Source organism: Turicibacter sp. H121 (assembly GCF_001543345.1).
In the GTDB taxonomy this organism is placed as follows: domain Bacteria; phylum Bacillota_I; class Bacilli_A; order MOL361; family Turicibacteraceae; genus Turicibacter; species Turicibacter bilis.
In genome coordinates this window covers 918,688-933,023 of record NZ_CP013476.1, presented here as the reverse complement: position 1 = coordinate 933,023, position 14,336 = coordinate 918,688, and the positions used below count along the sequence as shown (strand labels likewise).

General features: G+C 31.5%; 13 protein-coding genes and 2 pseudogenes. 8 read left to right on the top strand and 7 right to left on the bottom strand.

Annotated features, from left to right (window positions below):
- Positions 1-1,297 precede the first annotated feature (1,297 nt).
- The gene (locus tag AT726_RS04490) at positions 1,298-2,524 is read left to right on the top strand and encodes a helix-turn-helix domain-containing protein (RefSeq protein ID WP_068759150.1); all 1,227 of its coding nucleotides are present in this window, start codon (positions 1,298-1,300) and stop codon (positions 2,522-2,524) included.
- Between the two features lie 232 nt (positions 2,525-2,756).
- On the top strand, positions 2,757-3,212 hold the full coding sequence (locus AT726_RS04485; RefSeq protein WP_237297207.1) for an NUDIX domain-containing protein: 456 nt from the start codon (positions 2,757-2,759) through the stop codon (positions 3,210-3,212).
- Positions 3,213-3,237: 25 nt separating this feature from the next.
- Here the strand turns inward: AT726_RS04485 and AT726_RS04480 are convergent, their stop codons facing one another.
- Positions 3,238-3,642: a hypothetical protein gene (locus tag AT726_RS04480; RefSeq protein ID WP_237252474.1), complete on the bottom strand. Its 405-nt coding sequence runs from the start codon at positions 3,640-3,642 to the stop codon at positions 3,238-3,240.
- A 281-nt stretch (positions 3,643-3,923) separates the two neighbouring features.
- Here AT726_RS04480 and metG point away from each other — a divergent pair, with 281 nt between their 5' ends.
- Entirely contained in the window at positions 3,924-5,891 is a 1,968-nt protein-coding gene (gene metG / locus AT726_RS04475; protein ID WP_068759148.1) for a methionine--tRNA ligase, read from the top strand.
- 209 nt (positions 5,892-6,100) lie between these two features.
- Here metG and AT726_RS04470 read toward each other — a convergent pair whose 3' ends face one another.
- The 5 genes and pseudogenes from AT726_RS04470 to AT726_RS12685 form a co-directional block, all read right to left on the bottom strand.
- A complete protein-coding gene (locus AT726_RS04470; protein WP_237297206.1) occupies positions 6,101-6,457 on the bottom strand; it encodes an IS66 family transposase in 357 nt (118 codons plus the stop codon).
- A 142-nt stretch (positions 6,458-6,599) separates the two neighbouring features.
- Positions 6,600-6,983 (bottom strand): IS66 family transposase, encoded by a 384-nt coding sequence (locus AT726_RS12520; RefSeq protein ID WP_237297234.1) that lies wholly within the window; start codon positions 6,981-6,983, stop codon positions 6,600-6,602.
- Between the two features lie 141 nt (positions 6,984-7,124).
- Positions 7,125-7,373: pseudogene (locus AT726_RS12515) on the bottom strand (hypothetical protein); the annotation flags it as partial.
- 63 nt (positions 7,374-7,436) lie between these two features.
- Positions 7,437-7,598, bottom strand: coding sequence for a winged helix-turn-helix domain-containing protein (locus tag AT726_RS13560; RefSeq protein WP_144436953.1), 162 nt, complete (start codon positions 7,596-7,598; stop codon positions 7,437-7,439).
- 23 nt (positions 7,599-7,621) lie between these two features.
- Positions 7,622-7,798, bottom strand: a complete 177-nt coding sequence (locus AT726_RS12685; RefSeq protein WP_144436952.1) for a helix-turn-helix domain-containing protein — start codon at positions 7,796-7,798, stop codon at positions 7,622-7,624.
- Between the two features lie 357 nt (positions 7,799-8,155).
- Between AT726_RS12685 and AT726_RS04460 the strand changes: the two genes are divergently transcribed.
- The 5 genes and pseudogenes from AT726_RS04460 (at position 8,156) to AT726_RS04445 (ending at position 13,372) form a co-directional block, all read left to right on the top strand.
- Positions 8,156-9,994: a nuclease-related domain-containing protein gene (locus tag AT726_RS04460; protein WP_068759145.1), complete on the top strand. Its 1,839-nt coding sequence runs from the start codon at positions 8,156-8,158 to the stop codon at positions 9,992-9,994.
- Between the two features lie 32 nt (positions 9,995-10,026).
- A complete protein-coding gene (locus tag AT726_RS04455; RefSeq protein WP_068759144.1) occupies positions 10,027-10,704 on the top strand; it encodes a hypothetical protein in 678 nt (225 codons plus the stop codon).
- 304 nt (positions 10,705-11,008) lie between these two features.
- Positions 11,009-11,224: a transposase gene (locus tag AT726_RS04450; RefSeq protein ID WP_068759143.1), complete on the top strand. Its 216-nt coding sequence runs from the start codon at positions 11,009-11,011 to the stop codon at positions 11,222-11,224.
- A 338-nt stretch (positions 11,225-11,562) separates the two neighbouring features.
- Positions 11,563-11,718 (top strand): annotated as a pseudogene (locus AT726_RS13555) (transposase); the annotation flags it as partial.
- A gap of 298 nt (positions 11,719-12,016) precedes the next feature.
- Positions 12,017-13,372: a peptidase gene (locus tag AT726_RS04445; RefSeq protein ID WP_237297205.1), complete on the top strand. Its 1,356-nt coding sequence runs from the start codon at positions 12,017-12,019 to the stop codon at positions 13,370-13,372.
- A gap of 125 nt (positions 13,373-13,497) precedes the next feature.
- Here the strand turns inward: AT726_RS04445 and AT726_RS04440 are convergent, their stop codons facing one another.
- Positions 13,498-13,965, bottom strand: coding sequence for a transposase (locus AT726_RS04440; RefSeq protein WP_237297233.1), 468 nt, complete (start codon positions 13,963-13,965; stop codon positions 13,498-13,500).
- Between the last annotated feature and the right edge of the window lie 371 nt (positions 13,966-14,336).

Genomic DNA, 14,336 nt, shown 5'->3' with positions numbered 1-14,336 from the left:
GTTAGAATTCTGTCACATGAAGTTGCATTGATGAGTGCCACTTTATTATAGAACTATAGGTATTTACAGTATTCTCAACTAGTAGGTAAAGGTTAGTTGAAGCGATATTAGAAGTCATCTCTTATTACAAAGGTTAGATTAGCATTTTAAATAATAACAGAAAAGGCAACTCTATCGAGAGCTGCCTTTTCTGTTATTTTGATAGGGGAAAAACTGGATTTTATATTCATGAGAATGTGAAACTATATATAGGATGATTTATTAAAGGGGAAATTTTAATAAACAAGATGGATAAGCAAAAGAAACTGATGACTAATAAGGATTTGATAGTGGCTTATATTTACACGATAATTGTTTTATTTATTTAGACAGTGATTGATTTAAGTAATGGAAAATCAAGCTTAGTCTTATTTTTGTTAGTAACACAAAACCTTATTTTAATAGGTGCTCGTTACTTTTATTAGAGAAAATAATCTGAAATTTCATGATAGTGAGAAGTGGTAAAGATATGTAATGGGGTTATTATTTCTTATGACAATCAAGCTCAATTGGTTTTGATAAATAACTGAAGCATGGAAATCTAGTGCTTCAACAGAACCATCCTCACTTTATATTTAATCTACAAGAATTGGTTGAGTAATATTTTAAATTGTAGGAGTTAGTAGCATAGTCGTAGCTTTTATTCAATAAGATAAAAAAGATAATGCAAAGCATTATTTTTTTGTGTAAGTTAGATATTGTTTTTATTTGGCTCCTTATTTTTAATTTGAACTAAAAAGAAACTTGAAGTGAATTTATTATATTTTGAAGCTGAGGTCTCAAATTATGTAAAGCTAAAGCTTTGAAATAAGAAAATATAGTTCTAATTTATATTAGAGGATGTGGAAATGATACATATGAATAATAGACAAGAATACTAACGTTAAGAAAATCAGTAATAAAATAAAAAATATGATATCTAAAATGAGAAATAATAATTTGTCAGATAACTTTTTCACCTTTTTCACCTTTCAATCGTTTTCTGTTAAATTTCATCTTAGTAATAGATGAAGGTTAATTAAATTTGACTGTTTAAATTAATTATAAAAAAGTTGATAGCCTATTTTGTTAGTATGGCATCAAATACTAAATAAGACAATATATCACATTGTTAAATTATTAAAGTGATAGGTTTTGAAAATACGAATAACACGATATATTATTATATATGATTTAAATTTATATAAAGATGGGGTTGTTTTTTTAGGGAGAGGTAGAACCATAAGCAGTTAATTATTAAAAAAGAAATGGTGGAAGTATGATTTTAAGTGCAGCGAAGAAAATCAAAAAGTGTCGTGAACACTTTGGAATCTCACAATATAAATTCAAGCAATTTGGTATTAATCAACATTATTTAAGTATGATTGAATCAGGAAAACGAGAACCCTCATCTGATATGATGAAAGATATTTATAATGCTTTATATCAATTAACAGATGGGAAAGTCGAGAATCTTTATACAAAAGAGCAGTTTTTGATGACACAAGATGATCAAATACGATATTGGTTTGAAACAAATTATTCTTCAATCGATCAAAAGATTAAAGATTATGAAAATTATAGTAAAATATTAAGAAAATATAAGATGTTTGACCTTATCATTGAAAATGATATTGCCATTGGTCAATTTTACAAAGAAAAAGGGGAATTTGATTTAGCAAATAAGTTCTTCTTTCAATGTTTAAAAGAAAAAGAAATCACTAAATTACAAAAATCAAAGGTGTATCGAGAAATCGCTTTGAATCTACGTCGATACTCTAACTATAAACAGTCGTGGTACTATTGTTTATTAGCATTAGATGAGTTAGAAGATAAAACGTCAAACGAATATTATCAACTATGTTTTGATATTGGGGCTATGTATTATAAGCTTAACAATTTTGAGGAAAGTAACAAATGTGTAAATTATCTCTTGAATCATTGTGATGTTCCACAATTCATTTCCTTAGGAAAGTTGTTAAAAGCGTTGATTTTACAAGAGTTAGGAGAAAACAAGGAAGCACAGAAGATATATAAAGAATTAATCGATTGTCCAGTTGATTATACAGATTTCATGTATGCAAATTTCCATCTATCTAGAAGTTATTTTATTGAAAAAGAGTATGACAAGGCATTATCTTATTCACAGCAAGCACTAGATTCCTCTTTAAATGATTATCGCCGAGATTTGATTAGACTTTTAATTTTTAGGATTCATAAAGAGTTAGGAAATTATGAAGAAGCATTAAAATATAGTAACCTATCTAAAAAGGGGATTATCTCAGCTTCAATCTTAGTGCATGTAAAAGAATGGTACGAGGAGAGCATTAGCCTTTTTTGTTTGTTAAAAGACTATGAGACAGCAAAGCAACTGCTAGAAGAAGTTAGTTGCCATCATCAATTCTCTAGTTTATTAAATGAGTTTAAACTATTATATTTAAAATATTTATCCCAAGAAAATACCCCAATAAAAGACTTAATGATTGAGGTATTAAATTTGAGTTAAGTAATAGGGGAGTGAAGTCTTTAAAAGGAAAAGACTTCTTTTTTATTTGTGAGCATAGTGGATAGATAGAAGGCAAAAAGTATTTTACAAATTTATAACAGGCTAGGGTGTAAATCTATTTGAATACTAATTCCAGTAAAAAGTTTTCAAAAAGAGTGATATTTTGGGGTTATTTTGCAGGGGTCCCTCGTATATTGTAAGGTAAGCGTTTTTCGAGGGAGGGCTGCATTTGATGAGACATTCTGTGAGAGCAGTCATCGTGGAGGATGGCAAGCTACTTTGTGTGAAGTTGGTTGATTGTGCAGATGATGGGCAGTTCTATTATATGCTACCTGGTGGAGAGGCCCTGAAAATAGAGAATATATTTGACGCGACTGTGCGGCATTGTTTAGATAAAGTGAATTTAAAGGTGAAAGTACATGACTTATTGTTTGTGCGGGATTATAAGACCCAGCATTATAATGGTCACGAATTACAGGTTGTTCATGAAACGGAGCACATTTTTTTGTGCCATGTGTTACAGAAGCGGGATGAATTATGGGGAACAAATCCTGAGGAGAATCAAATTGGTGTCGAGTGGATTCCAATTCGAGATTTAACAGAGTATGAATTTTCACCGCCTGAACTGAGTCACGTCATTAGTTCGTTTTGCAAAGGAGAGATTGTGGATATCTATTTAAGCGAATAGCAAAAAAACACCCATGGGGTGTTTTTTATTTGAGCGAGAGACGTTTATAGATTTGTGGGAGGTTTTGCAGCGTCGCATTAATTTTATATGATTCATTCTCCTTGTGGATTGTCGCCGTGAGAAGCTCATCTTCAAAGTGATAAGTTTCGATTTCAAAACCATCGGACCGAATATCATAAAGTAACTGACTGAATGGATAATTTTTTAAATCTTTTTTATCGCTGTAATAAATGTACGGTTGGTTCACCACTAAGCGCTCCGTTCGTTTCAGTTGTTTAAGATTATGAATGGTGGTCAGTCTTCGTTGAGCGATATATTTATTTGGATAAAAAAGTGCCGCTGCGATATCACTATTGATTGGTAAGTGTGCGAGACAGTATTCAATTAAGTTAATATCTCTTTTGGTGAGTTGACCTTTCACATTTTTCATATTAGTATCTCCCCCTTGGCAAACAGTTTAGCAAACCTTAGTTGTCGAAGGTTAGAGAAATACAGATTCCGTGTGTATACCTAGATGGATAGTCAAATTTATACAGATGATTTTTGTCTAATTCAAAAGAAGTTTTGTTGATTTGACGAATAATTGGATGCTTTGGAATCAACAGGAGTGTCTGATTTAAAAGAGAATCTAGCTTCATTTTCACTTTAATGTCTAAAGGTGTCTGAAATATGCTATAATAAAGGCATTATGAATTTGAAGAGGTGAATTTTGTGAGTAAGCCAACGTTTTATATTACAACTCCAATTTACTATCCAAGTGGGAAATTCCACATCGGGACAGCTTATACAACTGTAGCTTCTGATGCGATGGCTCGTTATAAACGTGCTCGTGGATTCGATGTTCGTTTCTTAACTGGGATGGATGAGCATGGACAAAAAATTCAAGAGAAAGCGCAAGAAGCAGGCAAAGAGCCACAAGCATATGTGGATGAAATTGCAGATGCAGCGAAAAAGTTATGGGAAATGATGGACATCACAAATGATGACTTCATTCGTACAACTGAAAAACGTCATGAAGAGATGGTAGAAAAAATCTTCGCTAAATTTATGGAAAACGGAGATATTTATAAAGGACATTATGAAGGGTTATACTGTACACCTTGTGAGTCATATTATACAGAAACACAATTAGTGGATGGAAAATGTCCTGATTGTGGACGTGAAGTAAAAGTCGTGAAAGAAGAGTCTTACTTCTTCAACATGAAAAAATATGCGGATCGTTTAGTAGAATACTATAATGCAAATCCTGAATTCATTTTACCTGAATCACGTAAAAACGAGATGGTAAACAACTTCATCAAACCAGGTTTAGAAGATTTATCAGTGTCTCGTACAACATTTGATTGGGGAGTAAAAGTACCAGGTGACCCTAAACATGTGATTTACGTATGGGTAGATGCCTTATCTAACTACATCACAGCTTTAGGATATGGATCAGATAACGATGAGTTATTCAACAAATACTGGCCAGCAGATGTTCACGTGGTTGGTAAAGATATCGTTCGTTTCCATACAATCTATTGGCCAATCTTCTTAATGGCATTAGATTTACCATTACCTAAGAAAATCTTTGCTCATGGATTTATCATGATGAAAGACGGAAAAATGTCTAAATCAAAAGGAAACGTTGTTTATCCAGAAATGTTAATTGAACGTTACGGACTTGACGCTGTGCGTTACTTCTTATTACGCGAATTACCATTCGGACAAGACGGAGTATTCTCACCAGAATCATTCGTTGAGCGTGTTAACTTTGATTTAGCTAACGACTTAGGAAACTTATTAAACCGTACGGTTTCTATGATTAATAAATATTTTGATGGAGTGATTCCTACTTATGCTGGTCAAGTGACTGAATTTGATCAAACATTAGAAGACTTCATTAAAATGACAGTTGAAAAAGTTGAGAAAAACTTTGAAGATATGCAATTTAGTATCGTTTTATCTGATATTTGGGCATTAGTCGCTCGTACAAATAAATATATTGATGAAACTGCACCTTGGGTATTAGCGAAAGATGAAGCAAATAAAGAAAAATTAGCATCAGTGATGAATCATTTAGCAGAAAGCTTACGCCAAATCGCGATCATGATTGAACCATTCATGCCTCGTACAACACCACAAATCTTCGCTCAATTAGGAATTGAAGGAGAAGCGTCTAAAGTATGGGATAGCCTAACTAAATTTGATACATTAGCTCAAGGAACAAAAGTGGTTGAAAAAGGAACCCCTATTTTCCCACGTCTGGAGGTAGAAGTAGAAGTGGAATACATTAAAGATCAAATGTCACAATCAGTTAAACCAACAACTGAAGAACCTAAAAAAGAAGAAAAAATCGAAGAAGTTGAAACAACTCCATTAATCGGAATCGATGACTTTATGAAAGTAGAAATCAAAGTTGGTCAAATTAAAGAATGTAAACAACATCCGAAAGCAGACCGCTTATTAGTCTCTCAAATCGACTTAGGATCAGAAGTTCGCCAAATCGTATCTGGAATCGCAGAACACTACCAACCAGAACAATTAGTCGGACGTAAAGTTTTAGTCGTAACAAACTTAAAACCAGTAAAACTTCGTGGTGAATTATCAGAAGGTATGGTATTAGCAGCGTCAAACGACGGAACATTAACATTACCAACAATCATCGATGAATTACCAAACGGATCTAAGGTAAAATAACAAATTAAAAACCAGCCTGAATGGCTGGTTTTTAATTTTGTTATTTTTTATATTGTTATAAGAGGTCGGACCTCTAGCAAGTGTTGGTCCTATAACAATCGAAAGGTATAACCACGACTGTCTTCTAATGTAAGCGGGTAATAATAACACGTATAGAAAAAAGGAGACCTCACCTGTATACTGAAAGTACAGATGAGATCTCTTTTCTTTTAGCTTCCTATACAATGTTGTTGAACGTTTTTTGTCCATGGTAAAAAATCATCCAAGAGCTTTGGTTTCATTAAAAACTCAACATTTGGTATGTATTCAAATAAATAAGTTAAATACTTAAAAACATTTAAACCATGTTCTTTAGCAGTTTCGATGACGCTAGAAATGATCGCATTGGCTTCAGCCCCTGCTAAGCTTTTTGAAAATAAGTAATTTTTCCGTCCAATAACCACCGTTTTGATGGGGCGTTCGACACGATTATTCGATGCTTCTAATCGTCCATCTTTTAAAAAGGTCATGAGCTCTTGTTTTTGATTGAGCACATAATGTACTGCAGTTTGTAACTTACCTTTCATTGGAATGAAGCTCCTTAGAAAGTCATAAAAAGCTTCTATCACTGGATTGTTTTGCTTTCCCATTCTTCCCTGGCACATCCTTAAATTTGTGGCGTGCATGCGCCCAACAGCCCACTAATTGAATATTGGGTAAGTTCTTATATCAGGAATACCCATCACAATGAAGGTAGCCTTTAAATCCATTGAGTAATTGTTGAGCGACGACTCTTGCACGAGTTAAATCTGGGTGATAATAAACGATGGGGGGGGCGCATTCTTTATCTGTTTGAATTAACCAGATTCGTGCTTGAGATGTTGCGTCACGTCCATCCGTTCCATTTAACACTTGATAGTGTGTTTCATCGGCATGAAGGACTTCTTCCTTGATTATGAGCTTAGCGAAATAATCATAAAGTGGGCGTAACCAATCATTGGCTACTTTAATCATCCAGTTCGCGATCGTGCGTCGACTTAATTCTAAACCATACGTCTGCCATTCTTTCTCTTGACGATAAAGCGGAAGACTTAATTCATATTTTTGATGGATTATCCAAGCCAGTATACTAGCTCCTGCTAGACTTGTTTGAATCGGTGCTTTAGGTGTTTGGGCACAACGAATCGGTTTAGCCTCTAAAAGCGGACCATGACAATCACAAGCATAGGTATGAGAAATATAGACTTTTTTATATCACTTGGCTGGGATAAAATAGACCTCTTCACGAATGACTTTCTTTCCCATGGGTTTCATCTCTTGACCACAATGGTCACACATACAATCTTCACCATGTAACTCACAGTGAATCTCTTCAACTGTTAAATCTTTTGTTACCTCGGCTTTACGACCCGATGCCTTACGGGGGCGATACGTGATTTCTTCTGTTTGTTCAATGTTTGTTTGGTGGTTTTCTAAATGAGGATCCTCAAAAAGTGAGAGTTGATTTGGATCAACTTTAGTTTTCTCGCTTGACGATCCATAAAGTTTTTTTGTTAAAAATTCAACCTATTCAGTTAGTTGGAGGTCAAAATAGATAAGTTTATATTCCCCGCTTACTATCTTGCTTTCTTTACTTGCCCTTGCTAATGAATAGGTAAAACCTAAACGTAGTAACAGATCTTTCATTCCACCCTTAGTGAATGAAACATCAAATTCTCTTTTAAGCAAAAGGCAGAGTCTTTTTCAATCCCTCAGCATAAAAGTTTAAACTCAACCCCTGATGGTGTTTGATCCGTAACAATCTCTATTAACTGTGCTTCTTGAATAGGAGAAAATTTTTTAGGACATTCCGATTTAGGGTGAGGAATTAATCCATCAAGCACATGCTTTTTATAGTTTCTGATATGAGTTCCAATGGTTTGAGCCATTAAAGGAAGCATCTTAGCAATTTCTACATTCTTGTAACCTTATAAATGTAAATAAATTACCTGATAGCGAGTATAAAGTTGTTTAGATGATGTTTAACGCATTACTGTTTCAATTGATTTTAATTCTGTCTGATTCATAGTTGTCCCAACTTCTATCTTAAAATGTATGTTTAATCCCTGCTATTTTAACATAGATTTTGACGAATTTTGACTACGAGTGTTTGATTTTAAAAACTATGAAATAGATTTCTATTTCTATATATATCATAAAAAGGTAGAATTTGTAATTATTTTATTTTATAATTTTATAGGAATTATAAGAATCGCAAAGAAAATTAGGTGTTTGGGAGGATGAAAATGAATTTTGGAATTATTTTTAAAAAAATTAAATCTATGGAGTTAGAGATTGATCAACTTAATAAGAAAATATCTAGCCATGAGGGTAGGATCAACAATCTATTATGTCAAGTAAGCCAAAAAGAAAATGTACTTAATGAAAGAACTATACAAGTTACTAAGGATATAACTCAACAAATAAGGGATAAAGAGTTTTTTAAAGAAAAAAGATATTCAAACGACGATCTGTTACTAGAGTATAAAAGATTTGAAAGCTATTTATTGAATAATTTATTAGGAACATATGATTTAAATTATTTAAGTGATTTAAAGCAGTTTATTATAGAAAATCGTTACAGTATTGAGAATTTTTATAATAGAAAAAGAATAGGGATAAATTTCAATTCAGATATTCTCCTTACGCAATTAAATGAAATAATTAATTCATTTAGAGCATTACATTCAGGTGCGAAAGCTGAAGAAGATACACGAGTTGTGATCGCAACATTTGATCATAAAGTAAAGTATTTAGTAAATCATCGTTGCTGTGCTCGAAAAACACAAGATGAAAATGTTATCTATGCTGAAAACGATATCATTATTGTTTGTAAAAAAGGAATATTTACATTAGAAATAAAAAATAGTAGTTCAGATTTAGAAATTACATCCAATGGTGATTTAGTAAGAATTAAGAGTGGAAAGAGAGAGAATATTGTAGAGCAGTGTTTAAGACATGTGAATATTACTCAAAGGGTATTGGAAGAAGAATTAGAGGAGACGTATCCACAGGTAAAAGATATAGTAGTAGAACCAATAATTATTATAGCTAATAATGCAATTGAACTAAAAAATAATTGCAAGAGGGTTCCAGTTTTAATAAAAAGTGAGATTCAAGATTATATACTATCAACTTATCAGCCTAAAAGAATTCTAACAGAAGATGAAGTTAATTTATATTTTGATACACTGAAACTCAGACAGGAGGAACCTGCTAAATTTAAACATTCTGTGAATGTCGATATATTAAACTCACAGTTACCTTTATTAATTTACTATATGAATTTAAGAGGTAATTTAAACGTAGAAACCCAAAAAATACTTGGTGAAATACAAGAAATTAAAAAAAATATTCAAAAGGAGGAGAATATTTTAAACACATATAAACGTGACTTGAATTTACGAAATAATGAATTGTTAAACTTAACTACACAAAGAAATAAAATTTTAAATTCTATTATATTTGGAGTCGATGTATTAAAATCTGTTATTAAAAATAAAGTTTCAATAGCTTCATTAGTAATATTTTTAGTTGTTAAAATTATTATATCTGGAGTTGATGTTTTATCAAAATTTCAATCTGAAAAATTACTTGATGAATTAGCATACCTTCGTCAATCTGAAATCTTAGATAATCCTATCAGTCTAGAAGCGTATGAGCATGAAAATCTAGAATTAACAAAAATTAAGACTGAGATAACTAACACAAACAACTTTTTGACGAATAAACTGGATTCAATTCGATTAAATGATGTTATGTTTATGCCAGAAACTAAATGGACAGGAACAGGAGTGATTGATGGTAAAGAAATAACTGCAGAGATTATATTTGAAAACTCGAAAGCTATATTTTCTTTTGAAACAGAAGGTGAAAATGTAGGAAGTTTTTCTCTAATACCTACAGTGGATAAAACTAGTGGATATATAAAATTACTAGCAATGGAATGGATTAATCCGAGTACAGATTTTTACATGTTTGATCTAGTAGGATTAGAAAATCAAGGTATGATGTTTTTAATAGCTGTTCGTGATGCTTTTCGTGATTTTGAAAATAATGGGGAATTCAAGTTTATTAAGGAATAGTTAATAATAAATTACAATTAGGAGATAGGAACATGAATAGAATTAAATTAATTTCGACAGGTATAATAGTGGTATTTATTCTATTATTTTCTACAAATATAAAAAATGACTTTAATGAAACAAAAACTATTATTCAACAAAACAAAAATACTCGTCAGGAAATTAAGGAAATTAATACACAGATTAAAGAAATTAAAAAAATGGAAAAAGATGAAAGTGTTATTGAAATGAAAAAAGTAAATTCGGAAATTAAAGAGAGCATAGCTCAATTAGAGGATGAAAATGAGTTACTTAATAAAGAGATTGAAAATATCACTACCCAACGATTGAACATACTTAATACTAAATGGGAAGCTGATATAACAGATTTTAATTTTTGTTCTGGTGGTAATTCCACTAATAAAATTAGATTAACAGGAAAGTTAAAAATGGAAATAAATGATACAGGTGTTATTATTAAATTATTATCCGAAGAAGATAATAAAGAAACTACTATATCAGCTGAAATAGTTTCAGTAGATGAAGAACTAGGAATCTACACAATAAAATCCATAAGTGATAATCATTATTCAGATAATTTTTCGGAAAATAAACGCTTGTTGTTTTATATTGCTGTGAAGGAGGGTTATTTAACGTGCTGGTCAACTTATAAGTATGATGTTTGGGATTACTATGATTATAATCAAGCATTTATCTTAAAGCAATTATAAGTTTCAAACTGTTCAAAATAATGATATTTAAATTTTCTTGATTTAAAGTAATAAGGTTCTATAATAAATGGTGTAGGTGATAAACTAACACCATTTATTTTTTTGGGGGGAACAGATTGTAATATTAAATGCGTCACATAAAAAAACTCACAAATAAGATCTTTGTTATAGAATGAAGGTAAGCATGTAATATAAATACGTCTAATTTGACCTCCAATTTTGAGCTATACGTGGTGCCAGTATAGTTTTATGAACACACTTAAGTTAAGTCGTTACAATAGACTTAATAAAAGGATGTGTCTGTATGAAAAAATATAATGGTGAATTTAAATCTATGGTTGTTGAACTTTATAAAACTGGACGGAGAGCCTTAGAACTTAGTCGTGAATATGGTGTATCAGAAGTCACTATCTATAAATGGATTAAACAAATTTCTCCTCTTGCCTCAATCGATGATACTGCTATTACACTTGAGGAGATTAAACGCATGAAACAAGAGTTGTTCAGCCTACTATTTTAGAAGACAAAGGTGATTTATACTATTATCAATAAAATACTTTTAGATGTTAATTTTGATCCTTTTATGACATGGGATTGTAAATACATTTGTTTATGAAATAAACGAGAATTTAATATGTTATATTCTAAAAGTCAGATGTGAGCCATGTTCAAACGCTTAGGTTTTAGTTTCAACTTATTTATTAGCTAGAGCAAGTAAAGAAAAGCAGCAAGCTTTTAAAGAAGAATTGAAAGAGTTGACAAAAGGCTTACTTTAACAGAGAATTTGATCATCTTTTATTTCAAGATGAATGCTTCATTTGAGACTATTAATCCTTAGTAAGGATGTGGTTTCTAGGAGGAAAGATTGTTTTAGTTTTAGATAATGGACTCATTCATCCTGCCAAGATCATACAACCTTTTTTAGAGGAACATAAAAATAGATTGAAATGAGTCTTTTTACCACCTTATAGTCCAGAATTGAATTTAATCGAAAGACTATGGAAGTGGTTAAAGTAATCTGTTATTCATAATATGTTTTATAATAATGTTGATAAAATACGAGAAGTTTTTTAGAAGTTTATTAATTCTATCGATAAACGTCCTTTTGAGATTTTTCGAAGGATTTAAAAAAATGTAAATTAGTGTAAAAATATGTAATATATTGATGCATTATATAATGTATCGATATATTATGTTTTTTATTGTACTATATTCGATGAAAATGCAAGGTATTCATAAAAAAATATCGAAAATTATCTAAAAAGATGATGGTTTTTTTATATATTAGGTAAGAAAGGAGAAACGTGAAAAAATGAAAAAACGTTTATTAACAGGTTTTGTATCTATATCCATGGTTTTTATGATGTCCACAATGATGGCATTTGCAAATGATACTGTGGAAGGAAATATGACTAGCACAGAATTTTTAGAAGAAGGTAATGAAAACAGTGAAATTACTTTAGATGGTGATGTGACACTTTCTGATTCATTAAAAATTGATGCAAAGGATTATGTCATTGATTTAAATGGGCATACGTTAACATTTACAACAGATACAAATCTTGTCACAAATAATACTAATGTTATATTTAAAAATGGAACAATCAATCTTGATGGAATTAAAGGTAATGCGGACACTATCTTAGGAGTAGGGCATTATGGAAGTAGTGCTAACTTAACTTTAGATGGAGTTAAGTTACAAGCTAACAACTACACTTCACCCTATGCTTTAATTTATGTATACAATGACAGTGTATTAAATGTAGAAAATAATTCTGTCTTAACTGCAAAAAATGAAAAAAGTTTATCTGGAGGAGTTATCAAATCTAGCAATGGACAAGCTGGAAAAATAAATATAACGGATTCTACTTTAAACTTTGAAAATGCTGCACGTGGATTTGTGGATGGAACAATCAATATAAAAAACTCTACAGTAAACATGAAGGGATTAAGTAATGGTATTAATAGTAGTACTGGAGGATTAAATCTTACAGTAGATAATTCTAAACTTACGATTACTGGGAGTATTGGACGTGCATTAACACTCGATGGAACAACTGTTAGTTTTAAGAATAATTCTGTAATTGATTTTAGTAACTCACTTGTTAGTGATATTATGTTTAAAAGCCAGGGGAAAATTGAAGTTGATAAATCATCAGAGTTAAACTTCAAAAAAGTTAAGCTTGATGAAGCTGTTAAAGGAACAGAATTAAATGATTTAATCATCTCAGAAAACTATGAATATCAATTAGATGATAAAGGAAATGTTACCATTACACAAAAACCAGGTGATGTAGAGCAACCAGGTGATACAGAACAACCAGGCGATACAGAGCAACCAGGCGATACAGAGCAACCAGGCGATACAGAGCAACCAGGTGATATAGAGCAACCAGGTGATGTAGAGCAACCAGGTGATACAGAACAACCAGGTGATACAGAACAACCGGGTGATACAGAACAACCAGGTGATGTAGAAAACCCAAGTGATACAAACAATGGGGGAATCACTACGACACCAGGTACAGAAAACGATACAACGACAACTGATAAACTTCCTGTTACAGGAGTTGAAAAATTAGCGTATCTATTCGTTGGAATAGTGACTATTACAGTTGGGGGACTTGTGTGGTTTACTTCTGAATCAAGAAAATTAAGACGTAAATAATTCAATATTGCACACACATTAGACTAGTTACTTCGGTGGCTAGTCTTTTTGATTTTCTGTCAAATAGTGTTGCTGATTAAATTGTGACCTGTTTACAACGAATAATTGAAGTAAAGTCCTAATAGCTATTCTGTTAGGATTTTTGTTTTGGGTTTGGTTAAGTTTTGAATCACGAAAATACAGGATTTAATCACCTTAATTTTATGATTGATTCCTTCAATTGGACCATCGGTATAGGGAGTTATTAGCGTGTTTTCAATATAAGCTTGATAAGTTTTAAACGTTTGGAAAGGTATTTGAAATTCTAGCGATAACTCAAGTAGGAAATTTAAAATATCGATTTGACGTATCAGGTGTTTAAAGCAGTAAGTAGATTGATAAGTAGTGGTGTTAAGTAACATGGGATACTTTAGAAATAATTGCCGATAATGTTTAGATTTACGACTATGTTTCTTAAATTTCTTCATGAGTCGAATCTGAGTTTTATTGAGTGCACGAGGAATATGTTGAACAAGATGGAATTTATCAATGATAATTTTGGTATGGGTAAAAAGCTCGTCAATCAAGCGCATGTAAGGAGTATACATAACAATGACAATGTGTTTGACACGCGTACGAACCTCTTTTGAGTATCGTTTAAAAAAGGATTGAAAAAAAGTTGTTTAGTTTATTGTTGATAATTCAACCATTATTTCAAATCACATTTAATCTGAATTCAGATAATGGTTTTTATTATGTCTTTTTCCTATAGCAGTTACCGACGTGGATATTCAGGTGGAGATGGGGCTTCACCATAGCGCAAATTGTTTAATCTTTTTTGCTTATTTCTTAATATTCTTTATATTTTTTATTTTTATATCCGCTTTCATGGTATGAGGTTCTCCTTTTTTTCATAGGATTTATTAAGCTTCAGAGATACGAGTTATGACATTGGTTGTCATAATGATGAAGTTATTTTGATTAT

Bases quoted from the DNA above. Each gene is read 5' to 3' on its own strand.
- AT726_RS04490 (WP_068759150.1), top strand. From the start codon at position 1,298: ATGATTTTAAGTGCAGCGAAGAAAATCAAAAAGTGTCGTGAACACTTT.
- AT726_RS04485 (WP_237297207.1), top strand. From the start codon at position 2,757: ATGAGACATTCTGTGAGAGCAGTCATCGTGGAGGATGGCAAGCTACTT.
- AT726_RS04480 (WP_237252474.1), bottom strand. From the start codon at position 3,642: ATGAAAAATGTGAAAGGTCAACTCACCAAAAGAGATATTAACTTAATT.
- AT726_RS04470 (WP_237297206.1), bottom strand. From the start codon at position 6,457: ATGAAAGGTAAGTTACAAACTGCAGTACATTATGTGCTCAATCAAAAA.
- AT726_RS12685 (WP_144436952.1), bottom strand. From the start codon at position 7,798: ATGGCTCAAACCATTGGAACTCATATCAGAAACTATAAAAAGCATGTG.
- AT726_RS04460 (WP_068759145.1), top strand. From the start codon at position 8,156: ATGAATTTTGGAATTATTTTTAAAAAAATTAAATCTATGGAGTTAGAG.
- AT726_RS04455 (WP_068759144.1), top strand. From the start codon at position 10,027: ATGAATAGAATTAAATTAATTTCGACAGGTATAATAGTGGTATTTATT.
- AT726_RS04450 (WP_068759143.1), top strand. From the start codon at position 11,009: ATGAAAAAATATAATGGTGAATTTAAATCTATGGTTGTTGAACTTTAT.
- AT726_RS04445 (WP_237297205.1), top strand. From the start codon at position 12,017: ATGAAAAAACGTTTATTAACAGGTTTTGTATCTATATCCATGGTTTTT.